14 protein-coding genes are annotated in these 23,271 nt (G+C 51.5%); 1 reads left to right on the top strand and 13 read right to left on the bottom strand.

The window, feature by feature from the left end; all coding sequences use genetic code 11:
- Positions 1-844: 844 nt before the first annotated feature.
- Positions 845-1,834 (top strand): integrase domain-containing protein, encoded by a 990-nt coding sequence (locus FMN52_RS00980; protein ID WP_148606857.1) that lies wholly within the window; start codon positions 845-847, stop codon positions 1,832-1,834.
- Positions 1,835-2,293: 459 nt separating this feature from the next.
- Here FMN52_RS00980 and FMN52_RS00975 read toward each other — a convergent pair whose 3' ends face one another.
- From FMN52_RS00975 to FMN52_RS00910, 13 genes are all read right to left on the bottom strand, one after another.
- Positions 2,294-3,895 carry a hypothetical protein gene (locus FMN52_RS00975; RefSeq protein ID WP_148606856.1) on the bottom strand — a complete coding sequence of 534 codons (1,602 nt, stop codon included), beginning with the start codon at positions 3,893-3,895 and terminating at the stop codon, positions 2,294-2,296.
- A 64-nt stretch (positions 3,896-3,959) separates the two neighbouring features.
- Positions 3,960-6,071: a UvrD-helicase domain-containing protein gene (locus FMN52_RS00970; RefSeq protein WP_162525010.1), complete on the bottom strand. Its 2,112-nt coding sequence runs from the start codon at positions 6,069-6,071 to the stop codon at positions 3,960-3,962.
- A gap of 1 nt (position 6,072) precedes the next feature.
- Entirely contained in the window at positions 6,073-12,522 is a 6,450-nt protein-coding gene (locus tag FMN52_RS00965; RefSeq protein ID WP_148606854.1) for a DEAD/DEAH box helicase, read from the bottom strand.
- Between the two features lie 94 nt (positions 12,523-12,616).
- Positions 12,617-14,038 (bottom strand): ADP-ribosylglycohydrolase family protein, encoded by a 1,422-nt coding sequence (locus FMN52_RS00960; protein ID WP_205424874.1) that lies wholly within the window; start codon positions 14,036-14,038, stop codon positions 12,617-12,619.
- Between the two features lie 12 nt (positions 14,039-14,050).
- A complete protein-coding gene (locus FMN52_RS00955) occupies positions 14,051-14,680 on the bottom strand; it encodes a hypothetical protein (protein WP_148606853.1) in 630 nt (209 codons plus the stop codon).
- Positions 14,681-14,728: 48 nt separating this feature from the next.
- Entirely contained in the window at positions 14,729-16,525 is a 1,797-nt protein-coding gene (locus FMN52_RS00950) for a DUF262 domain-containing protein (protein ID WP_148606852.1), read from the bottom strand.
- Between the two features lies 1 nt (position 16,526).
- Entirely contained in the window at positions 16,527-17,609 is a 1,083-nt protein-coding gene (locus tag FMN52_RS00945) for a hypothetical protein (RefSeq protein WP_148606851.1), read from the bottom strand.
- Between the two features lie 49 nt (positions 17,610-17,658).
- The gene (locus FMN52_RS00940; protein ID WP_148606850.1) at positions 17,659-18,783 is read right to left on the bottom strand and encodes an HNH endonuclease; all 1,125 of its coding nucleotides are present in this window, start codon (positions 18,781-18,783) and stop codon (positions 17,659-17,661) included.
- On the bottom strand, positions 18,780-19,487 hold the full coding sequence (locus FMN52_RS00935) for an OmpA family protein (RefSeq protein WP_148606849.1): 708 nt from the start codon (positions 19,485-19,487) through the stop codon (positions 18,780-18,782). The genes FMN52_RS00940 and FMN52_RS00935 overlap by 4 nt, the downstream gene beginning before the upstream one ends.
- 9 nt (positions 19,488-19,496) lie before the next feature.
- Complete coding sequence (locus FMN52_RS00930) at positions 19,497-21,119, bottom strand: MotA/TolQ/ExbB proton channel family protein (RefSeq protein ID WP_148606848.1); 1,623 nt, start codon at positions 21,117-21,119, stop codon at positions 19,497-19,499.
- Positions 21,120-21,239: 120 nt separating this feature from the next.
- Positions 21,240-22,271 carry a hypothetical protein gene (locus tag FMN52_RS00925; protein ID WP_148606847.1) on the bottom strand — a complete coding sequence of 344 codons (1,032 nt, stop codon included), beginning with the start codon at positions 22,269-22,271 and terminating at the stop codon, positions 21,240-21,242.
- A gap of 10 nt (positions 22,272-22,281) precedes the next feature.
- Entirely contained in the window at positions 22,282-22,629 is a 348-nt protein-coding gene (locus tag FMN52_RS00920; RefSeq protein ID WP_148606846.1) for a hypothetical protein, read from the bottom strand.
- A 380-nt stretch (positions 22,630-23,009) separates the two neighbouring features.
- Positions 23,010-23,270: a hypothetical protein gene (locus tag FMN52_RS00910; protein ID WP_148606845.1), complete on the bottom strand. Its 261-nt coding sequence runs from the start codon at positions 23,268-23,270 to the stop codon at positions 23,010-23,012.
- Position 23,271: the final 1 nt, after the last annotated feature.

Below are 23,271 nucleotides of genomic sequence, written 5' to 3'. Positions count from 1 at the left end.
TCTATGCGACGCCCTACTGAGCACAAGACTGACATCGATGGCGGTCTTCTCTTACTTCTGAATACAAGCACGTCGCTAGCACGTCAAAATCACCTTTCATGTGCGCATAACCAATTGAAAAAAATGGTCTTTTAATCTTGACACCAGAAAAGGTCTACCGCATGATTAGGGTAGAAGGGCCGTTCAACGGTGCCAAAAAGGTGTTAGCTGAACACTGTAAATAAACAGCATTTGCACCAACACCGGCATTAGACGACCGGTTCACAGACGAAGCTACTCAGAAATGCGTTCACACGCATCGTAACGAACAGTTTGTTCGTTAATCCCACCGCCAGCAATGGCACCAACATCTTTTCTAGCGAATGATCGAACGTTAGAGAGATGAAACAAATTGGAATTTAAAAATCCAATACTTTCAATGACCTGAATTCAAAATTCGGACTAAAACTGGCCATAAATGCTGACTAAAACCAGTTAGGAGTGGAGTTTCTCCACCAGTGCGTCATCACTGGCATACTCGAGCGGATCAGTTTGCATCAACGTCGCGTTTCCCAATCCAGCGACAATCACTCCTTGCGTTCTCGCGCCGACGACGCGACCACACCGCTCCCCCCAGCGCCCAGAAATAAACCTTCGTGCGCTGACCACGGTTCGCTAAGGAAAAAGTGCTTGTAGCGGCACGAGAGACACCCCACCTGATCAGAGGAGATTTCCAATGGTTTCGTATCTGACTGCGAATTAGGGGGCGGGGCGTCAGCAAGGAAACCGGGCCTGCTTCGAACAGCTCAGGGTTCAACTTGCATCAGCTGCATGTTGTTAAAACTGTGAATAAAGGCTGACACCGATGAAACGTAAAAAGAAAATTCCATGCAGTAAAAATCGAAATTATGGGTTTGGAAAGACGCTTCTATTTGCATTCAAAAATGCGATCGATGCTCTCTTCGGCCGCTTTGATCATTACGGGACCCGGCGATCACACATGATCAGGATCCGAGTATTTGCCGAGTTCTGCAGAAGACACGGTATTCGAGACGCTCGCGATATTGATGCGGAATTAGTCGCTTCTTTTGGTGAGTATCTCAAACAAAGGCTAAAAGAAGTATACGAATGGCCAGACGGCACAAATGACAAGCAAATTTCTGCCGCCTACGCCCACAACCTTATCTCGACAATGAACACGTGCCTTTTTGCTATGCGCCGGGATGAAGTACTACACCTCTCAGCACGCAAAGCTCTCGGCGTAGCACGCTCTAACGTTAGAAGGACTCAAATCGCAGCTGATGTTGCGGACACAAAAAGTGCAACTGACCGGATGGTCGCAACCGGCTTACAACGTGGAGCGGCTGTAGTTCTGCTAGCCAGGGCTTGGGGCATGCGAGTATACGAAGCCATGCTGCAGGATCTTGATCGGATGCAGAGTGAGGTAAAGAAAAACGGGGCCGCCGCAATTCTAGAGGGAACGAAAGGTGGCCGGAAGTGCCTTACCCGAACCATCCAAGCAGGTGATTTTCAGATGGAGGCTCTCGATTTAGCGCTCTCTGTTCGACCGACAGGATCTCGTTGCTTGCTTATGGAGACAGAAAAACCAATCTCGTTTTACCGAACTGAACTCAACCAATGCAGGAGAATTCTACAGAAATATGGAATCCCCTCCTTCAGGGAACTGCGTAGCGGATTCGCAGAGGACATTTACGAGGCAATCGTACAAGGGCCGTCGCCCCTCCGCGGGTCGATAAAAGATCGAGAACTCGACCGAATCGCTCGAAAAGAAATTGCTCGCCTCTTGGGACACGCTCGATTTCAGATAGCTTCATCTTACATAGGAGGCTACTGATGGATATTCGTCAACTCATAGCACGTATCAGATGGAAAACGGGAACCAGCGAGAACACAAAAACTCGCACAATTAACCGGATACAAACACTGGCAGATGCCGTTGAGAGCCAATTTCCCGAGGTACGGAAGTGGAATCAGATCAAGTTGAAGCACCTGATGTTTATCAGGAACACTTGGTTTGATCGTGAAAACCTAGCAACTACAACAAAGGAAGACTACTTCCGCGCGATGAGACTGTTAATCATGGCGATGGGCAAAGATCGACATTGGTTCGGTCCGCTACACCTGAAAAAAAACCGAGACCGTGGAGGGCGTCCTACTATGTCTCGGATCACCCGATCCAAATCACGGAGCATTGCAAAGAGATATTGAAGCTATGGGGCCTGGATGCAAAAAATCCGCACTCGGAGCCCCTAACGAAGCTTTTTTTGGGGAAATTGCCCTACTCTTATCTAAATCAACTCAGTATCAATGAAAACAAGCCTGCCGTACCTGCGGATATCGCCCCGCCCTGAACTAGCTGTCGCCTCTCTTCTATAGTCATAACTCTGCCCTGCAACATCACCCTCACATTGCGTGCCAGTGCCACCATTGCTGCAGCCCCCATACTATCCGACATATTAGGTTCGTAATAGTTATCCAAATCCCCAATCATGGTTTCAACATCTTCACCAAGCTTTTTGTTGGATAGACCAGAGGATTGCAATTCCACTGCAGAATCCGCTATTTCAGATGTCGCAAAAACTTCGATAGATTCGAAGCGTTCGTTATGCTGTTTTATATGATTCAGGTAATCCGTGGCCTTCAATTGGATTTCCTGAACCGCCCCTGTTTCGATATTTGTAATCCGAACATCTGCACCTGGATGATTAGTTGCCTCAAAAAGCTCAGCAACGTAGAAATCGCCATCGTTGTTTTCATTATCGACATATCGGAGCTCATGGTAGATACCTTTCACATTATTTTGCAGCCCCTGAAGCTGAATTGGGTCTAGAGCCTGAACATAAATTGAAAGTTCTTCTTCAGAAGCGTTAGCCAGATTTTGATTGGATCTGCGAAGCGCATCTAAAACTAGCAACTGATCTGGTGAAAAATCCGATAAATCTTCTGCCAATAATTGCAGAAATACCGCACTAACGACCCCAGTAGTAAAGTTGGGCCTTTGCGACGACCAATGTCCCAACAAAACAACAAACTGTTGCAGTCGTTGGCGTGATAATTTTAGCCGGCGTCGCGCCATGGCCGGCCATTCAGCAACTTTATTTTGTAACTCAACCAACTCCTGGCTAAGTGGTTTGAGGGCTTCGTCATGGAGATACCGCGCACTAACTGTATCGACTGGAGAACCCGCTTCAGATTGCTTCCTAAATGCGATGGCCAGTGCAAGACAAGAATCAACGATTCTGCGTTCCTGCGATTCCAGTTCAGTTATTTCACGTTTGTCACCATACAAGAACTTTCTGGAAATCCAAGCAGCCCCTGCCGCTGCACCAATGCCTCCCGCAACTGATGCGACACCAAGGATTACTGTGCCAGCGAGAACCGATCCGCCTATCCATGCAAGAGACGCCCCGGTGAACGCTGCACCCGAAAGTGTTCCAATTGCTGTACCTGTACTGGCAGTACCCAGTAATGATGCTACGGAAAAGATACCAGCCGAAGTTCCTGCCGCACCTAACTTCGCAGCAACGCCTCGACTGATCCTGCTGGAGACTCCTTCACTATTGCCCAGCACAGCATCAGAAACCTCCTCACAGGCCCTCGCAGCCCTGAGATACCAATTTTTTTCATGCGTCTCTTCTGTCGCACGTAGCCACTTGCTTTTCCCCCAGTCAGACGCGTCCGATGAAAGATCCTTGAGCCTGCGTGCCGACTGGCCAGTAGCTTCTCTAGCTTTACCGACAAGGTCGCTGTTGAACGCCTTCTCAGTCGTGGTGCGAGTCCTACTCGCCACTTCATAAGCAACCAGTTTTGAGCTTTGGACTGCCTCACCCATACCCAGCTCTCTTAACTGACGAGCCAACCGTCGAGACCTACTTTTTGCATCCTTCCATTCCATGGCTTTTCACTCCGACCATTATCTTTAAGCAAGCCAAATTGTAGAGACCCCAACTTCCAAAGAACTACCTTTGGAACCAATCACTCATCTGCCCATATCCAAAAATAAACGCCAGCTTGCGAGCCCTGGTAACGCTCACATAGACCAGTGCACGCTCTTCGTTCTCTCGATGCCTTCTCGTTACTGCGTCAGCAGCAGAATTAATCACGTAATCCAACGGTACGAGCCCCTTGTTTGCCGAGGCCAAGAAAACGGCGTCGAACTCAAGCCCTTTCACTCGGTGCATCGTGCCAAGATTTACAGTGTTGTCCGGTGTAGAAACACTTCTACCATCCAGCACGTGGCAAAGCTGCTGCCGGCTTTCCAAAGCTGCTTTTAGCTCCCCAACTTCCCGGCGGGTGCGGGCAATAACGCAGCAGGCTTCAGGGGCGAGGTCATTTTTACGAATTGCATCCAGGATGGAATCCGCTTGCTCTTGCATGGAATCAAAACGGCGAATTTCTGGTGCCGGACCGTGCATCAGTGAGTGGTAAAACTTTTGGGTGTCCTCACCGCCATCAAGATCGTCAACCTCTACACCTTCGAGTATGCCCACCGCCAATCGGCGCGTCTCATCGGTGGTGCGATAGTTGATTTTGAGACGGGAACTGCGGCCGCGAATATCAATGCCACATTGCCCCAACACGACTTTGTTCTTGCCATAAATTCTCTGATGACCGTCACCAACAATGAACAGGTCATTAGGGTCTGGTGGGACAAGAGCACGAATCAGCATGAAGGCCTGGGTGCCCATATCCTGAGCCTCATCCACAATGACTGCCGCCAGATCGGGGCGCAGCTCCGGTTTGCCATCAATCAGCATACGGGCATCGCGGTAGGCATCATCCGTCTCTTTCAGGTAGTTACTGGCCAGCAGATGACGATAACGCTCGAATACCGGCCAGATTTCCACCCGTTGCTGGCGATTCAACCGTGTACCACGACCAATCCGCGAAGCCTTCTTATATTCATCTACGCTGCGCACTGATTGGGGCTGGATCACCCTCGCCCATTCTTCTTGGAAAAATGCCATACCCAGATCAATACTGGCGGGCTTCTCTGAGTAGGCCTCTTCCCATAGTTTCTTCTCTTCCCGGCTATCCAATAACAAACCGTAGTCGTAGCCCTGCTTTTTCAGGAAGTTCATAACCCAGGCGTCAAGATTCTGCACCTCGATACGAGCCAGCGCCTCCGGGCTGCAGATCTTGTTCAGGTTCTGCTGGATGTCGGCCGCCAGGTTCTTGGTGAAGGTCGTGAACAGTATTTTTCCATCGCTTTCTTCCAAATGGTTGGCCAGCCATTTAGCCCGATGCATAGCCACTACAGTTTTCCCGGTACCCGCGCCGCCGAGCACGCGAACCGGGCCGTTTTTCTTGCCCTCTGCCAGTCGGCGCTGGGCCGGGTGCAGGAACACCCGCCACTTCTCAATCGACTGGTTGAGCACCTCCTGCAGAGCCTGCTCGTTTTCGGCTACCGTAAAGACAGCCTGAGATTCGGGGCGTGTCAACGCTGCGGTGAAGTTTTCAGTATCCACCGTCTCCGGGGCCGCCGGAACCACTTCGTTATAGGCTTCCTCATAACTGGCACCGGCCATTATCATGAACAGGCCGTCGTGAACGTCTTTCGGAATCTTCTCTTCAGTCAGCGCGGTTTCGAGGTCCGCCTCAATTTTCATAGTACGAACCAGGGGCAACGCCTCTTCTGGAACGCCCAGCTGCAACAGTTGCCGATCCCTAATGGCATCAAACAAGCCGGGCCGTGATGTCCCTCGCGGTTCTTCCCCTGCCGGCTCAAGAACACTCTCTTCAACCGTAAATACCTGAACGCTGCCAGTGTTTGGGTTGATCTCGATCTTACGCTTCTCTGCCCATTTATAGGCTGGATCGTGGTGGTCCACATAGAGCATCAGATACAGATCTTCCTTCTCCGCCGCCGCCAGAATAATCCGTACATCCTGATTTGCCCGGATAGAGCGGACCTTATTGTCCTTGAAAGCTGGCAGCTTCTCGTAGTTGAGGCTGGTATGGTTGCGATCCTGCTGAAATAACATGACCGCTTTATTGGCCTGACTTTGCTCCTTCGGTGTCAACTTCAGGAGGCTTTCAAAATACTTGTCAGAAAACGCAACACTCGCCATCTCAGGCTCCTGATTCCAATTCATTCAAGGCATCAACCAACTCGTCCACCGAGGAGCAGATACGCCACCCATCCGCTTCCAGATAAGGCCTGGCAGCCACCTGGTCGTCCATATCATCCAGCAACAAAGCCACCTTTGCGCTGGCAAACAACAGTTCGGCTTCGCCTACCACTTCGTCCAGCTCACCTGCAGTAACGGGCTCTGCAACCAACACCTCCGCCGGCCAGGCCACATCTTGCTCTTCAAGCCTTTCCCGCAACTCATCCTCGAGCTGGTCAAACCAGGGCGGAGCCTGGTCTGGCTTGGTGTCGGGCTTCCCATATTGGCCTGTGTTTTTCGTCCAGAGCAGACCCGCCGCAATACCGCTGTTTTTCGAGTCTGGGGTCCACGCGTAGAACGCGGGCAGGAACTGCAGGAAGTTCACAGCTGTCCAGAACCGTTGCCATTGGTAACGGGCCTGGTCTTCACTGCCTTTTTGCAGGGTGTAGCTAGCAGAGATCAGAGCCTTGCCCAGATCAAAGGTTTTGAGTAATTCCGGCCCGGCCAGCAGGCTCAGGGTAATCTTCGCTGCGGCGTTGTCATCGGTTAGCTCAACCGACCCTGCCAATGCGGCAGGATCAGGCGCTAGGTCAGTGAAGCTCGCAGGCAAGCCGTTCAGACTCTCCAAAACGCCAGTTTTAACCTCGGCATCCGCCAAAGACCGGGCCGGCAGGCATTGCAGCATGAAAAACAGCGCCTGCTGCTGGAGCAACGCCTTGTCCTGCTCGGTCAAGAAGTGCATCAGCAAGTCAAAGGTGGTTTTATTGAGGTGCTGAGCAGTGTTATTCAATCCAGCCACCTTGGCGAGACCCGCAATGGCCTGATGATTCTGTTCCGCCGAGGTCATGCCGAGCGGTAAGGGCACATCCATGGCCTTGTCGCCCATAACCTTGTTGACGTCGTACCAATTCAGCGTCCAAACCACAAAGCCGGCACGCATCAGAGCCTGGCGCTTGAGCAAGTCTTCGCTGGCTTTCTCGCCATGAAACTTATAGCCATCGAGGAAAACCGCCACAGGCAGCAAACCGTTACGTGCCGGCCAGAGAACAAAATCCGGTTTGCTCGCAAACTGCACGCCTTCCGCCATACCCAGATTCACCTGCGGTTCTATCTCATAGGCGAGGTCGCCAATGGTCAGCCGGTAACCGCTTTTACCCCGGATAATGTCCTTGCCGACTCGCACCTTGTGGTTGCCCACACAGTCTTCACCAGAAAACCGTGCCAGCGCCTCCGGGAAGCGCGCTTCAAGCTCACTGTCTATCCAAGGATTACCACCCAGCGCGCTCAAGCCTTGTTTGTCCTGCACCCACTGGTGGTTACCGTCGACAATATCTTTAAGCATTTCCAGCGCCAGTTCCTTACTGGTGCTTTCCATGCCATAGGCATTGCGATACTCCAACAGGCAGCGATAACAGCCGTCCATAGTGTTGTCGTAACAGTCACAGGCATCCATTACGTCGTAGGCCATACGGAACACCGACTGCATGTTCTCCGCCCGGCTCAGCAGCTCATGCAGGTAGCCGGTACCACCAGGCACGGAGTCGTACAACACAATAAAGTGCCTACGCTCATCGGTCTCGCCCACTGGCTCGCTCTGGTAGGCTACCCGCAAGTGGTCTACCTTGCCGCCAAACCGTCTTTTCAAGCCCAGCTGCAAGGCCGCTACAAACGAATTCACCTGCTCTTCAGTACCGCCCGTCGACAGCCTCGGCAGCAGAATCCGCAAAGCTTCAGACGAGAACTGGCGGTACAGGTACAGGCAATTCTCCAGGCCCGTGTCTTCCTTGCCGTTCGACAGTTTCTTTGGGCCACGGGCGTAACTGCATGACTTAAGATGGGCAGCCTCTTTCTTGCCATTGGCTGCAGCTTTGGATTGCACCGAGCCACATTCCCGGCAGATAGGGAAACCAGCTCGCTGGATGTGCTCTCCGGCCACATCGAAGTAAATCTCCTCCCCTTCGCGGCGGCCAAAGTTCACTTCCAGAAATTTGGCGGATCGGATGAATTCGAAGCCGAAGGGCTTATCCTTATCGTCCAGCACCCAGGTAATCGGTACATCGGAAGGTTTGAAGTCGATCAGCATCTGCTTGTTAAAGAACACAGGCTCCCGGTCATCTGAGCGGTCGTCCAGAATCGCATCCCTGGCGTTTGTGAACGCGTAGACCTGCGTCATCTTCAGCATTTTGGTGCGGGCGCTTTCATCGCCCCACTGGTTGGTATGGCAGCGGGGGCAGGTTTTATCGCTAAAGCCCGCGGTGGGGTCATCGGCGGGCGCGGAGTAATGGCATCGGGGGCAAAAGCGCCAGTCCTGAATATTGCGGCCCTTCGAGGTTTCCACACGGGTTATCTTTACTTTGCGGTTGCCGGCGTAGAAGACCGACTCCGGTGCCAACTCCGTCAGCGCAGCCTGAGCGGGGCGCTGGTATTCGTATTCCCGCTTTACGAATTCATGCTCTGCGCCGTCGCTTCCCGAACCTTTCTCGGAGCGGAAGATTACCGAATGCAGGGTCGCCCCTTCTTCCGGGAAGGCGTAGTTTGGCAGCAGCCCTTCGTCGGTAAAGAAATTCAGGGTTTCACGCTTATTCAGGCGAATGCGCATCCCACGGTAGCCAGCTGCTTCGCGCTCCAGCTCCAGAATTTCGGCCTGGGTATGTTCGTCCTGGGGTTGCTTGCGCAGTTTATCCAGCTGCTTGTCCAGATCTTTAATGGTGGTGGCCATGCGGTTGCGTTCATCGGCCACTAGCTTGAGCCGGCCGATGAGATACAGCTCCAACCGGTCCTCATCGTATTGCGGCCCACCAAACAGATATTGCCGCAGCAGCTCCAGATCTTCCCCACTTAGTTCAGTGGCAACATGGCTACTGAACCCGTCCCAGATTTGCTGCATGTTATGTTTCAAGAAATTCAGCATGGTGTAGGGGAATCGGTCTTCCTGGGCCTTTTCTACCGCATCCAATACCGGCTGCATGGTATGGGGCACCTGGTTGTCCCCCTTTGCCCAACGGGTCCAGCAGTCCATGGAGTAAGCCAACAACTGGCGGCGCAGCACATGGCGGGCCTTCAGGAACACCGCCGGCGGCTCAACCGGCGTATCCAGCATCCGCCCGGGATCGGCGTAAAACACCAGATCGTGTGGGCGGCCATTGGCCACCGTCAAGACAAAGGAGTTGCCATCCCGGCGACCACCACGGCCCACGCGCTGCAGGTAATTCGCCTGAGCCGGCGGTACAGAACACAGCAAAACGCTGGAAAGGTCACCAATATCGATACCCATTTCCAGCGTAGGCGTTGCCGACAGTAGATTGTATTCCCAGGGCTTCTCACCCTTAATAAAGCTGTTCTCTACGCGAACCCGCTCGCTGGCCGCCAGCAAACCCGTATGTTCGTGGGCGATTACCCGGTGTATTTCACCATGGCGGTACAGGTTGCCATACAAGGTGTCACGTACAGGAACGACATTCTCATACAGCAGCTCCGGACCAGCGGCACTGATCATCGGTAACCCCAGCCAGTTGCGGGCCTTGTCGGCGGGCACGTGCATAGGGCGGTAGCCTTCGCACTCCACAGCCCGAACATCGGTGACAATGGTCAACAGCTCCGGGTTCAGCGCCCATAGTTTAACGCCACGCTCATTGTTTTCAGCCTGCACCATTCCCACATCCGCCAGCGCATCCAGAGCGGCAGCAAGAACCAGCTCCATTTGCTTGCGATCTACGAGGGTGTCCGGGTTCAGGCAGATGAGCCAGTTTTCGTACCAGGACTTCGAGGCATTAGTGTGACTCAGCGGCTCATAGCCTTCAGCCTTAGCCACAGCAGGGTACCGAGGCCGTGGGGAAGACGGGCCCAATGGTGGGGCGTAATCCAGAAATTTGAGCAGGTAACTCTTGCCGGATTTGTCGCGGTAGTACGCCAAGTCCTTCAGCCCGAACGCGCCCAGATTCACCAGATGCTGAACCAGGCCGGTCATCAGGCCAGCAGCCGCCTCGCTATCAATGCTATAGCCCAGCGTGTTGTCTACCGTTTCCCGCCAGGCCAGCGCTGCACGGGCAACCGACTCCGCCGGCCAGTCCAACGCCGCAATGCCCAGACGATTCAGTGAACGCCCAACCTGAGCCCGCCAGCCCAGATCTTCCAGTGTCTGCCACAACATCCGCCCGCGAATCAGCTTGAGCATCCTGGCCGCATCGCGCACCTCGCCAGTCGTTTCGAAATGCTCGAAGTCCGCGGTGAAGCGCTTGTCCGGCGGCATGAATTCACGCAGGTAACGGGGCAACCCAAGACGCCCCGACCCATTTCCCTGATTCAGCCAATACGCCTCAAACAGATCAGGTAACTGCAGTAACGGTAACGGCTGGGACTGATTTTCCAGTAACTGGGTGAGCGCCATACGCACATTGTTCTGCCAAGTACGGGCGGCAAAGAAACCGGCGCGATGGGTAGCATCCTGAACCGAGTCGCTGAAGGTCAGCAGTTTGCGGTCATCATTGTCGCGGCTGCTGAACAACTGGTGAATGGCCACGGCACTCAAACTGGCGGCGCGGGCACCGAACACTACCAAAGCGGATTTGGCGGAACAGTAGGGACAATCGTGCTCATGGATATTCTTATTGGTATTGTCCCGTTTGACCTCCTTCAACTGATGAGGTTTGCTCACCCGCACCAACGCTTCATTGCCCGCCTGGCAGCCCTTACAGGGGCCTGTATAATCCGCAGCCGCCGTGCGGCCACATTCACGGCACAGCCGGAAATTATCCAGGTGCATCCCCGCTGGCGAAACACCCTCGCCCTGTTGCCAAGGCAATAAGAGTGCGGTTTCCTCGTGGTTGCCAAAAAACGCGCTGTAGATACTCTGCAGCTCGGTTTCCACCACCTGGTCAGAAACGTGGCTCATCTCCATGCGAGTTAACCAGGCGGTGCCATGGCACTCCCGGCACTGCACCAGCGGCAAACGTACCTGCCGTTGGTCCTTCGGTGGTTTGTCGTCCCCAAAAGCCAACAGCGGGGGCAAAACGTCTGCGCGCCCGTTTTCAGGCGCTTCGTCCGTCAGAAGGTTTTGCGGTTGCGGCTCCCGCAAGGTGCCTACAATCCGCCGCAACTCCCGGGACCAAAGCTGCAAACGCAACTGCACAAACGGCCGCCCTACTTCGTCTCGGGCATGGGAAAGCAGCGCTAACAGCGCAATCAATGCCTGCTCTGGCTGGCGCTGAAACTTCGGTGGTATCTGGGACGCCAGCTTATCCACCAGTTCCCGAAAGCGGGGCGTACCCTGCCCCAGTTTGAGCTGACGCAGCAGGTTTGCCAGCTGACCATGCTGCTTAAGATCCTTGCCCAGTTGAATACGTCCTTCTTTGGCATCCAGCGGTATTCCCGGTTCTTTACTGAAATACAGGTCGTAGGCCTTCAGAAGATAGGCCTGCAGCCCCTCATTCAGGGCAAGCGAAAGATGCTCAGGCCCCACTTCTTTGTTCAGCCCGAGAAACGCCAGGTTATCGAGAAACTCTGAATCATTCTGCCGCTGCTCGGCAATGACCGAGTCCCGGCGAAACGGGCTGGAAAAAATGTCGGACGCATAGCTCAGCAAACCCTTAATACTGTCATCGCCACCGAGGGTGGCAGAGGTTCCCACGCACACCAACTGCTCCGGCGTCATCTCAAACCGGGCCCGCAACCGTCGAATCAGCAGCGACAGATCCGTACCCTGGGCGCCATCAAAGGTATGCAGCTCGTCCACCACCAGATACCGCAGGGTGTCCGGCCCGTTGTAGGCCCACAACTTCTGGTCTTGCGGGCGCATGAGCAGGTAATCGAGCATTTTATAGTTGGTGAGCAACACATCCGGTGGGTTGTTGCGCAGGGTTTCCTTGTCGGTAATGACCTGATCCGGGCCCATGGCCTTGGTGCCCTGGCCATCTCCGCCAACGAACAATCCCACCCGAAGCCCTTTCAGCGCAGGCTGGCGATGAATTTCTTTGGCAAAACGCTTCGCCTGGTCTGTGGCCAGCGCATTCATGGGATAAATCACAATGGCCTTGATGCCGGCACCGGTCTCTCGGTGGCAGTGATCCAGAACCGGATACATGAAACACTCGGTTTTACCCGAACCGGTACCCGTGGCCACCAAAGTATTCGCGGCCCGCCGATCAGACGCTAATCGTTGCCAGGACTGCTCTTGGTGGGCAAACGGGGGGTGCTCGGTTTCAAAACCCTTGAAGAAGTCCCGGCCGGTGCTCCCCCGCAAGAATGGCAAACCTACCGAGACATAAGGTCCTTTGAGAAAAGCCTCCCCGTCCTGTTGTTCTTCTACCAGTCGACGAAACTCTCCTTTGAAGGGATCGGTTTCTGTTTCGTAGCCGGTAACAATGAATTCGCGCAGGGCGGCCGATACTTCCTTGGCCAGCAAACCGGGGATCATGTGTTCTCCAAATTGAACAAGTGCAAGGTGTTTAAGTTAGCTCAGATTTTCGTAGTTGGTGACAATACTTTAGAGGAACTGCACGGATAGGAAATCAATAGCCCGGATAACGATCCCACTGCCGCTCGTCGTCCATATAACTGCTCCAATTCCGACAACTCCAAAGGTCAGACGCAACTGCCTCGATTACCTCGCGCAGCTCCAGCGATTCCAGCCAACGGCCAGGGATGACTCTGGTACCGTGCAAAGCGCCGAGAATGTTCCCCGCGATGGCACCCGTGGAGTCTGAGTCGCCATCATGGTTTACAGCCAGAATAACGCCCTGCTCAAAACTCTCTGCAACCAGGACACAATAGACAGCAATCGCCAAAGCCTCTTCTGCAACCCATCCCTCTCCAAGCTCCTTAATAGCTTCGTGGTGGCGAAGCTCAGAATCACTCAATTTTTTCGCTTGATTCAAAGCGTCCAACGTTTCTTCATGTCCGGGATACTTCACCAAGATTGAAGATGCCTCATTCAGAGCGTCACCAACTTGAGCGCCATCCAAGATCAAGAAAATCAGAGAGGCCAGAACGCCGCCGCTGAGATAGCCACTCGGGTGTCCGTGTGTGATTGCTGCGCACATGACTCCGAAATCGAACACCTCAGTGATCCCCCAATCCTCTTTGAAAGTCCAACAAAATAGCCCCACCGGCGCGACCCGCATCACCCCACCACAACCTTTACTGTCATTATGGGCAATACCGGGTTCGCCTTCGTAGTCCGCCAGGGCACTCAGGCAGGTTGTTCCCGGAGCGCGTTGGCTATGAAGCTCCCGCTGTTTAAACAGCCAGCCATCCAATATCGTCTCAACATGGCGGTTTTCATGCCCTTGAGTCGCCAGCCACCGAAGATAGGCGGCGGCAACCGTATGGTCGTAAGCAGTTATACCTTTACTGACGCCCCGCATTCGGCCACGCAACAGGCCTTCTGCGGTAAATAAAGTCATCTGAGTATCGTCGGTTATTTTTCCCTTTCCACCATATGCATCGGAGTAATCTTTAATTCCGTCAGGTCCAAAGCGATCCAGAATTGCAGATCGCGAAATAAACTCCACTGCACCGCCCAAGGCATCACCTATGGCTCCACCAAGTAGGCAGGCGGTGTAACGGTCGACGGGATCGGGCGCGGAGTCTATTTGAAGTGAACGCAGATAACTCAGAGCTTGTTTATCAAAATGCCTGCTCAACCATTGATCTGAGAGCTCCATCAACAAAACCAGCCGGCTCGTGCCGACCACCTTACCCAACAAAAAGTGATTGCTGCGCTCAATCGTCTGGATGGTGTAGACCTTGTCTTGCACACCTTCAGGATAAGCTGCATGGAAGAATGACAGGTCAAAGCACCGAGAACCCTTTCCCGGTGCTGAAAGCGAGGTCGCTAATATCGGTGAATAGTGCCTCACCTCGGTATCGAATTCCGGGCCGAAAAGCTCCATCGCGTACCATCTATCCGGGCAAAGAGTGAAGCGGCTCACTCGCAACACCTGTTATTCGTGGACATAAGCCCAGCCCCCTATACGCTCCAAACCGCCACCAAAACCTGCCTCAGGGTATGCCTGATCCGGAAAATAAATAAAGCGGTCCCAATTCAACAAACCTCGGGACACCAAGGCAGTGAGCGCCCAGGGATTATCACCATACTCCACCAGCTTTTTTGGATCCGTCACTATCTCCAATGGCGGAAGCTTCGGCGGTAGGCTGTCGATATAATTGGGAACAAGCGCAGAAAGTGCTTCGGGCGGCTGGCCATTGTCACGGGTGAACTCTTCTATCGCTTTAATCATTGGCTCGGCACGCTCTGCCGCGAGTTCGAACCCATACATTCGAAGCTCCCCTCCCAACCAAATGCCGAGAACCGCGCCAATAACGATCCCCAGCGTTATTTGGGATGATCGACTTTCTTTATCAGCTTGCTGCCGTTTCGCCAGCAATCGGACTAACTTTACGATTAAGCCCAAGCTCCAGATAACCAGCGCGATCAGAACCGGAACAATCAACAACCCGATTCCAGCTGTCGACCAGCCGCCAGTGCCTCTGGCTGTCAGAACACTCGGCCATATAAAAAGCGATGCAGTGATCGCCGCGAAGATAGCGGTTACAGCGATTCCTTTTTTCAACGAAATTCCTTAATGCGTACCATCTGTAAAATTGTGCTCTGAGAATATTTACAGTGCCCAATAGTATCCTTTGATTTTCTCTGCCATCGCCACACGCCGCTGAGACAAGAACTCTTCGTATCTCTCTGGGGCGTAGTCCTCTAGATGGGCTGGCAGACAGTTGGCCTTGAGGTTTTCCTGCAGTTTCGCGAAGTCGGTAATCGCACCGAGCATCGGATTGCCGGTTTCACACTGTCCGAAAATCGTCTCCATATAGGAAGCTGGAGGTTTATCGCCAATCTTGATATTTACCTCCTGCTGCACGTATACAAAGTTGGCCACCTGATTGTACTTACCGCGAGACAAACCCTGCTTTTTGAGGAAGTTTCGAGGATAGACATGATGGATATCCCCGTGGTGATTCAGCATGTCTCGCACACTGATATCTTTCGAGAGGAAGCCCTTATCCCCGAGATAAGCCTGAGCCGCGAGGAATGCTTTGAACACCGGCGAGTTAACCGTTGAAGTATTCAAGGCCTGCACCAGCCCTACACTCCAGAAGGTATCTGAGAGTTCCGCTGCCTCGATGTCTGCCAGCAAATCCCCAAAGGGCCGGTCGTTTATGGCCTTTATATCTTTGTCCATCTGAGACTCAGGAGATGAAGAGTAACGGCCAGTGAGGATAGAGAGCACAAACCAACGCCGTACCCAAGTTTCAATACGCGGCTCGTTACCCAGATCCCGTTTGAGTTTCAGGTACAGAATGTAGGCAAAGTTGAGAGCGTTCCGCGAGCGAATCATGCTGCGATCAACAAAGCCAGAGGATCGAATAATCATCAGGAAACGCTTGAAATGAGTTTCGTTAATAAATTCCAGAACGCCGAGCCTTAAAGATTCGAAAGATGATTCCTCAATGGCTTTTTCATAGGTACGCGTTTCGAAGTTCCGCCCAGACAATAAACCAACCAGATCAGCCAGCTTGCCCCGATTGAAACGGGACGTGAACGCCACTCTCAGCAGATCCGAATAACCAGGATCATAAAGATCTTCATTTTCCTGACGCAGCCAACGCATGGCCTTGAAATAATCAGTTTGCGCGAAAGCCTGATCGTTTTGCTCGATCAGCGTGTAAAATTCAGGAGCAACCGCCATGTGGCAAAAGTAATCGACCGCCTTTCGTAGAGTGTTGCCGCCAAACTCCTCATTAGCCGCAATTTTAGACATAGCGAAGTCGGCCTGACTCAAGACAACCCCTTTCGAATTGATGCGGATGAAAATCTCGGTGACGGTTTCAATATCAAGATCGTGGGAAAGCTCAATCAGGCCAATCTGCTTCTTCAGAATGTCCGTTAACTTATCCAATCGCTCGTGCAAAAGGTCCTCATCTGTCTCCGGATTCACTGCAAGATATTCCCTTGCGACTTTGTGAGATTTGAGCTCTCCGCTGATGATAGGCCCAATATCGGGCAGCCACGATTTATCTTTATCAATAGCCGAGTTTGCAACCTCAAACCGCTCATCGATTGGATGAAACGCAATCCGGATCCGAACTGTCTTGTAGTCTTGATTAACCACTTGCTGGCTTGCAATTGCGGCTCTGAGAGCCGTCACTCGTTGCTGGCCATCGATCAGCACCTTTTTGCCCTCAGCGAACCCACCGTCCTTTAGCTTCACCGAAGGATTACGCCAGGCGATGATATAGCCCACCGGATAACCCTGATAAAGACTATCCATCAGATCTCGAACCTTGGAAGAGTCCCACACAAACGGCCTTTGAATTTCTGGAATAGCGATTTCCCCGGAGTTTACCCAAGCCATTATGGTTTCGATGAGGTACTGATTTACTGAATAACACTGTGAGCTCACGCTATTCTCCCGCCCTGTCCATTGGGACTGAGGGTTCGCCGTAAAGTTGAAGGTAAAAATCTGAACACTCTATAGTTTTCAGATAATTGATCGCCTTTTGTGTGTCGCCATAGAGCATTAGAAGATTTCCGTACATCACAGAAAGAGACTCGCAAACGAACCGCTTCGAATAGGAAAAGTCCTTGAAATAGCCGAGCATAATCGCCAGATCTTGGGCTGGCGCGACTTCTCTTAAATTAAAGTCTCGAAAAACATATTCTTGCAATTCCACTTCGTGATTTGAAAGAATCTTGGAAACAGGTCCACCAAGTACTTCACACGACAAAATCATTACCAAAAAACCTCGGTAATCATGCGGCAAACTTTGATAGGCTCGATAATATGAAAGCACGACCTCGTGAAGTCGCGCCTCAACCTCGTTAATTGATAGGTAATAGAAGGCCTTCCCTGATCTTTTGGCACTGTCCTTCAGAACATTTTTGACACTAGCTTTGAAGTCGGTTCCCAACAGGTCATTTTGCCTATCAGGGAACTTACGAAACTGGAGAAGGTGAATATGTTCATGAGATACTATGGCATCCAAAGAAAGCCCGGCATTTTTGATGTCCCGCGGCTTCACAACAATTTCGCTTTTTTGCTGTGTAATCGGAGAAAAGAATCCGAGTGAATTCAAACCCAATGACGGAATTCTGTATAAACGATAAATCAATATAATCAGCAAGAAAGCAAAAAATATTAGAAAAAGTGGAGAAATTAAAATCACTAATAAAAGGCTTAACGTCTTATTGAGTAAGTTAAGCTTTTTAAACTTAAAAACTAGGTCTTGCAGCGAGGTCACCAAGCCATACTTCACATCCTGAACCTCTTTGTGCATGAGCCTTACGTTTTCATCTTCTATCTCATCTTCATCAGCCTTAAAAAGCCCGAATACTCGAGATAGCGAATAATACTTGCTCCCAATTCCGGAAAGATAAATGACGTCGAACGTATGCTTCAGGGGTGGCGCCCTGAGTGGCTTCGGGGGGAACTCACCAAAATCCTTGAAGAGCTGTTCATGACAGTCAGTTGAGTACTTCCGATACAAGAGCATAATTTCCTTAATTATTTAAAAATAAAGTGTCTCTCAAACGAGCCTATTTTCGGTCCCTAAATTCTCGCAAAGCCTCCTCAAGCGTAACGGCCCTCCAGCCCATCGACTCCAGGTTATTTTTCTCAGTGGCATTTCCTACAACAGCAAACTCCGCAGAAGGCCAAGCAATCTCCGACTCAGCGACAACCGCGCCGTCAGCTCCAGTTATCTCATAACCAATTTCGGGTTTTGCACTGCCTTGTTGCTGATACAGCCTGAGTAGTCCCTCAAATGCAGAATCCACAAGCCCGAACAACTCATCCCAGCTTGTCGAGGCACCAATAATATTCTGAGCTTTTCGAAATTGCTGGATAATCAACATGTCACGCTGTTTGATGTACATGTGATCATGCAACGGCTGCTTACGATGGCAATCAGCGCACAGAGCTTGAAGATTCGCTTCATTGTTATTCCGCTTGTTGCCATCGATGTGATGGGTGTGGAGCAATGCTTTAGCTTGTTTTAAATCGACACCGCAACTTTCACAAATATACTCTTTGCTTTCTCTATACCGAGCCGAAACCTCTTTCCAGTTCTCGGCGTAACCGCCTTTATCCTCGATGAACGATTTCGGAAGATAACGGAAAAGAGAGCTGTAATGCGCAAAGAAATTCTTCAAATCGAATTGAGACAGAATTTCTCGCTGCCTTGCTGGAGTTGAAACATAGCCGCGGTAGTTCAGATGTTTGAGGCAATTAATACACACTCGCAGGCGAGCACTACCCTCCCGTGAGCTAAAGGTATTCTTCGAGTACCCGAAGACCTCAAAGTCTCCAGATGTGTTCACTACAGCCCGATATCGTTGAAAGCGGTTACGCTGCCTCATCTGTTCGAGGGTTTGACAATCCGCCACATGCACTTTTTTTCCCTCGTGGCCATTCTCCAAAACACTATCAATATTCTGGCCCTGATCGGGAATATAGAGAACAATTTGAGCTCCATTACTGCTTAGCAACCCGCCCGTGGTCTCGACATCTTTCAGTTCAATTTCGGCACCCCCCTCATTGAACCGATTCACGATGTCGGGCAAGGGATCAGGCAACGAGATATTCAATGTATAGGGGCGTTCAGCGGCGCCCATTTTCCGAACTTGAGCCCACAGTTGCTCAACGGGGAAGTGCAGCTTCATCCATCAATCTCCAGAATCTGCTTGATGCGAATATCTGCATTTGAGACCACACGAAAAGTAACGCGACGGCTTTTAGTTAGGTCTTCCTCACCATCGATGCCAATGATGGGCTTGGCAGAGGAAAACCCAACTGCCGCTATATGCGATTTGATCCAGTCCTGATAAGGCTGGATGTCCCCGAGCCTGTATATGTACTCGAGAACACTTCTGGTCCGACCCTGCGACAGTTGCATGTTCTTAAAGTATGCATCCGTAGGACTGGTAGAGCGGTTCCAGATGCTACTGGTATGTCCTTCTATTCGGACCTCATTGATTGAGTCTTTAAAGCCATCGAGAACCTCCATGTATCTAGGAAAGAAGTCACCAAGCAAGGCCCGATATTCCTCGCTCAAGTCGATTTCTCCCCGTTCAAACAGAACTTCCGGCGACTTGAAGGTAAAGGTGAGCGTATCCTTATCGATTTCGGCGTTCCATCGAGGTAGATTCTTTGAGAATTCGTCGACCAAGGCGTTGTAAATATCGACCTGGGTTTCCTGATAGGCAACAGCTACCTCTTTGATTCGATCTCTTTCAAGCAAGGCGTTACGCATCAATGCAATTGCAATAAACAGGAAAACCACCATCAAGCCCGCCATCAAATCGGATACGGACAGCCAATGGTTTTCCTCTTGCTCGGAGGCTTTCGGTTTTAAAAACTGGGCCATACATGTTCCTTATGAGGCGCGTGCACGAACAACTTGGTTCATTTGATCGACCAGTCCACGGTAGTCCTCTGTGAATTGGCCGGTAATGGTTGCCAAGGCGTGGCCCATCTGCTCCATTGAACGGTTGATCTCCGCCTGCAGGGCCTGGTCCAGAATTTCTATGCTGCCCTCAACAGATTCGGCGCTCCTTCGAATCGATTGCTCCATCGCTTCCTTGAGACCTGTAACCAAGCTCTGAAATTGAGCTGCCTGCTGATCTGCCATCTGCTCAAGATTGCTGCTTAATTGATTGCGCATACCCTCCAAGCCCGACTCGAAGGCTTCGCGGCTGCGCTCAGCTTCTTCAACGACCGCTTTGCCTGACTCTCTTAGCGAATCACCAATTGATTTGGTTTGGTCGTTCATCTCAGCAGCTAGCGTACGGAAATTGCTATGGAGGTCATCAGCCATGTCGGAGAAAAGCTGACTGGTTTGCTCTGAGCTCTTGTACATAGCGTCTGAAGTGCTCTGCAAGGATTCATTGACCTGCCGTGCGCTATCGGTGAACTCGGTAACGCCTTGGGAGATTACTTCTTGATAGCTTTCGGTAGCTTTCGTTATCCCCTCAACCAACTGTTTGGAGGCGTCCTGAACCCCCTCCACTGTAAGGCCAATTTGCTCTTTTAGCTGCGGAACCGCCTCAACAGCCTTATCGCGAACATCTTTAAATGCCTCAAGGTGACGGCCTAGCTCATCAATCTGATGTTGATTCACTGTCATCACTTCACCCAGCTTGGTCATGGAGTCAGGAATCTGCGTGGTATGCTCCTGAATCTTTGCAACGGCAGACTCTGTCTCAGTGATCGCAGTTACGCCTTGGGCGTACTGCTGGGTCATTTCATCAATCTGAACTTTGTAGTTCTCTTGCCACTCGACCAGTTTCTCCACGGCTTTGTTCAATTCCTTGAAGTTCTCTCCAAACTGCTCGGTCAGATTGTTATTAAAGTCAGTAATGACCTGTTTGAGCGCCTCGATAACGGTTTCCGTCGCAGATTTCGACAACATATCTGCGAAGTCCTGAAGCTTGATCCAGAGCTTTTCCTGAAACTCTGAGAATTCTTTGCGAGCCTGCTTGTCCGCATCATTGATGTCCGATCGCATCAATTTCATCTGGCCGGTAAGACTGGACTCATCCCCGCTTCCAATCGCCTGGTTCAGTGCACTGATACCATCACGTTGCTCCCGCATGACGGCGTACAATTCTGCGGCGCCAATCTGGTCTTCATCAATTTCCTCAGAATCAGCAACATAAAGAATCCCCACTGACACAAGAACTTTGTAAACAATCGAAAGGAACATCCCGGCCAGACTGGTGATGAACGCCGTCTTCATGCCGCTTAACAGGCCTTCGATGCTTCCATCAATGTTTTGAACATCGAATGCCAGCAACCCTGCGACGATACCGAAAAAGGTACCCAGAATACCCAATGTAGTGAGCAGCGTAGGCGCGTATTGCGTAAACGAATGGTGTTTGTTCAGTCGCTTCCAGATACAGGCAAGTATGAATACAAACAGCAACAGACCAATAAAAATATCTGTGACAAGACCAACCTCAACTGAGGCTACTGCGTTCTCCAGAGGTACCGAGAACATAAAGACTCCATAGTTTCGAAGTTAGATACCACGCAGCTTCAAATCCCTCGAAGTCATTTGCTCTTCCTGAGCACAACAATTCACTCACATGCTGATTAACGGGTGCGGAACCCTTGACGGCTAAATAGAGGGCATAACCACATCCTCACCACCATGCCTTTCAGGCTCTGGTTTCAGATACTTCTCTGGCAATACCACAGAGTTAAAAACCTGGGCACACAACGGCTTTATCTTTCCAAACTGAGTCTCGACTAACTCATGGTCACGCTCTAGAGCGCCGGCAGAACACTGAACGGCGACCATACGGTCGTGATAGAAAAACGTGTACTGGCGTAATTTCTGGTAAATCGCCATGCCAGCCCTTTCCATCAGCAAGTCAAAATCCATGAAATAACCCGGCAACCCCTCAACCGACACCATTCCGTAGTCCTGCAAAGCGCCACCATACGGAACAAGGCCCTCTATCTCGCCTGGTTGCATCATCTCGGCAACATCTGCACGGGTTATTGAGACACCTTCAGTACCTCTAACCTGCAGCATTATCAGCTCCATGCCTGTGCCCGCATCGCTTTTCCATTTGCGGACGATATGCGGCCGGTTTCCCTCCTGCTCCTGCCAGGATTGAGGCAATTGAAGGTTCATAACCACACCAAGAGATTTACCAGACCCATCGGTATGAAATCGCTGGCGAAAACCTCTGGCATACTCCTGAACGGGATTATCACCAAACCTTATTGCCAAGAGGTACTCAAGCGTGGGGCTATAGATTTCGCCCTCAGCCCGCTTGCGGACATCCTCGAGAAAGCTCTCAGCAATCGCTCGCGTGATCTTTTGCTGCCCGTTCATCTCATTTAACTGGCCTTCAAGTTGCGCCCTATACTCCCGAAATCTCTCCTCTCCCATAAATTCGATGAATTTCGGGTTCAGCTGGTCATGGATATCCCCAAATGTTCTTTCAAAGGCGAGCTTAGCCAGCAGAGCCTCCCGGGCTAGAGCTGGATATTCGCGGGAAATTCTGTCCAGCGACAGATTCTGTCCCATCACAAAGCCATAGGCTTCCGCGAGTCCAGAGAGGTTCCCTTGATTTGGTTCAATCGCCTCAAGCGATGACGAACATGTAAGCAACACAACCAGTAGCAGGAGCCCTTTCATGCAAGACTCCTTACAGGTAGCCAAGTATCTCGATAAAAACACCAAGGCTGGCCAACACCCCCAACCAACCAAGTACGGCGGCGACCTTTGCCAGAATGGCCCAGGCCTTGCGCCCCTGATACTTTTCCGCCGCACGCCATACCCCAAGGAGAACCATTACCTGGTAAGGGATTGCCAGGGCGAGAATCACTGCAAGGGCACCCAGAGAAGGAACAATCCGTGTAAGAACGTTGATCACTATCCCGACCACAAAGCCATAGAGCCAATATGTTTTCGCCAATCCAAAGTCGCCGTTTACCAGCTTTGAAAAGAATCCCTTCGACTCCAATCCGTTTGAAGTATTTCCTATTTCAGACATTACGATCTCCGTGTCTTTCCAATAATTTCTCGGTCTTTGAGCAATTACTTGTTAGCAATTTCCTTTTATCCTCGCCCTGAGCCTTTATGAGCAATTCGTCGACGCAACCTGATACTCAACGGAATGCCCAAAAACATACTCAGAGTCGATATAAGCGCTAACCTTTTCCGCACACCAGTTGAGCGCAAGGTTCTGCTCCTCATAGTCAACGCCATCCCAGCATTGGCTAATATCTTTAGACCGGTCCTCAGCTAGAAGAGCATCGGACTGAGTAATAGTGCAGGAGCTGTAGGTGGAAGCTTTGGATCCATCCGAGTTATCACCACCCCCGCCACAAGCCGTAAGCACCGCGCATGCGGACAAAACTGCCAAAAACCTATTCACTCGCGAATCTCCCTCTTCTCGCCACACCGGACGTAGTCCAGTTTCAGATCAAGCTGTAACTCTACTTTTTCACCTTGCAGGCAGGGATAAAGCAGTGCGGTACCGGCGTTCAGCTCCCGATATTCGCCATTTACCCATAGCTCAACCTGTTCGTTTGAAAGGTTCAGCACAGAGACCGAGTTCGGAGGTTCGACTTCCGCGCCGGCAAATGTTAACGATGACGCCACTAAGCCAGTGAATAGCAATTTAAATCGCATA

Source organism: Marinobacter sp. BW6, from assembly GCF_008107725.1.
Taxonomy (GTDB): Bacteria; Pseudomonadota; Gammaproteobacteria; order Pseudomonadales; family Oleiphilaceae; genus Marinobacter.
The sequence above is the reverse complement of the archived record's forward strand: the minus strand, read 5'-3'. Positions and strand labels throughout refer to the sequence as shown.

Coding starts and splice junctions, on each gene's coding strand:
- FMN52_RS00980 (WP_148606857.1), top strand. CDS start 845: ATGAAACGTAAAAAGAAAATTCCATGCAGTAAAAATCGAAATTATGGG.
- FMN52_RS00975 (WP_148606856.1), bottom strand. CDS start 3,895: ATGGAATGGAAGGATGCAAAAAGTAGGTCTCGACGGTTGGCTCGTCAG.
- FMN52_RS00970 (WP_162525010.1), bottom strand. CDS start 6,071: ATGGCGAGTGTTGCGTTTTCTGACAAGTATTTTGAAAGCCTCCTGAAG.
- FMN52_RS00965 (WP_148606854.1), bottom strand. CDS start 12,522: ATGATCCCCGGTTTGCTGGCCAAGGAAGTATCGGCCGCCCTGCGCGAA.
- FMN52_RS00940 (WP_148606850.1), bottom strand. CDS start 18,783: ATGAAGCTGCACTTCCCCGTTGAGCAACTGTGGGCTCAAGTTCGGAAA.
- FMN52_RS00935 (WP_148606849.1), bottom strand. CDS start 19,487: ATGGCCCAGTTTTTAAAACCGAAAGCCTCCGAGCAAGAGGAAAACCAT.
- FMN52_RS00930 (WP_148606848.1), bottom strand. CDS start 21,119: ATGTTCTCGGTACCTCTGGAGAACGCAGTAGCCTCAGTTGAGGTTGGT.
- FMN52_RS00925 (WP_148606847.1), bottom strand. CDS start 22,271: ATGAAAGGGCTCCTGCTACTGGTTGTGTTGCTTACATGTTCGTCATCG.
- FMN52_RS00920 (WP_148606846.1), bottom strand. CDS start 22,629: ATGTCTGAAATAGGAAATACTTCAAACGGATTGGAGTCGAAGGGATTC.
- FMN52_RS00910 (WP_148606845.1), bottom strand. CDS start 23,270: ATGCGATTTAAATTGCTATTCACTGGCTTAGTGGCGTCATCGTTAACA.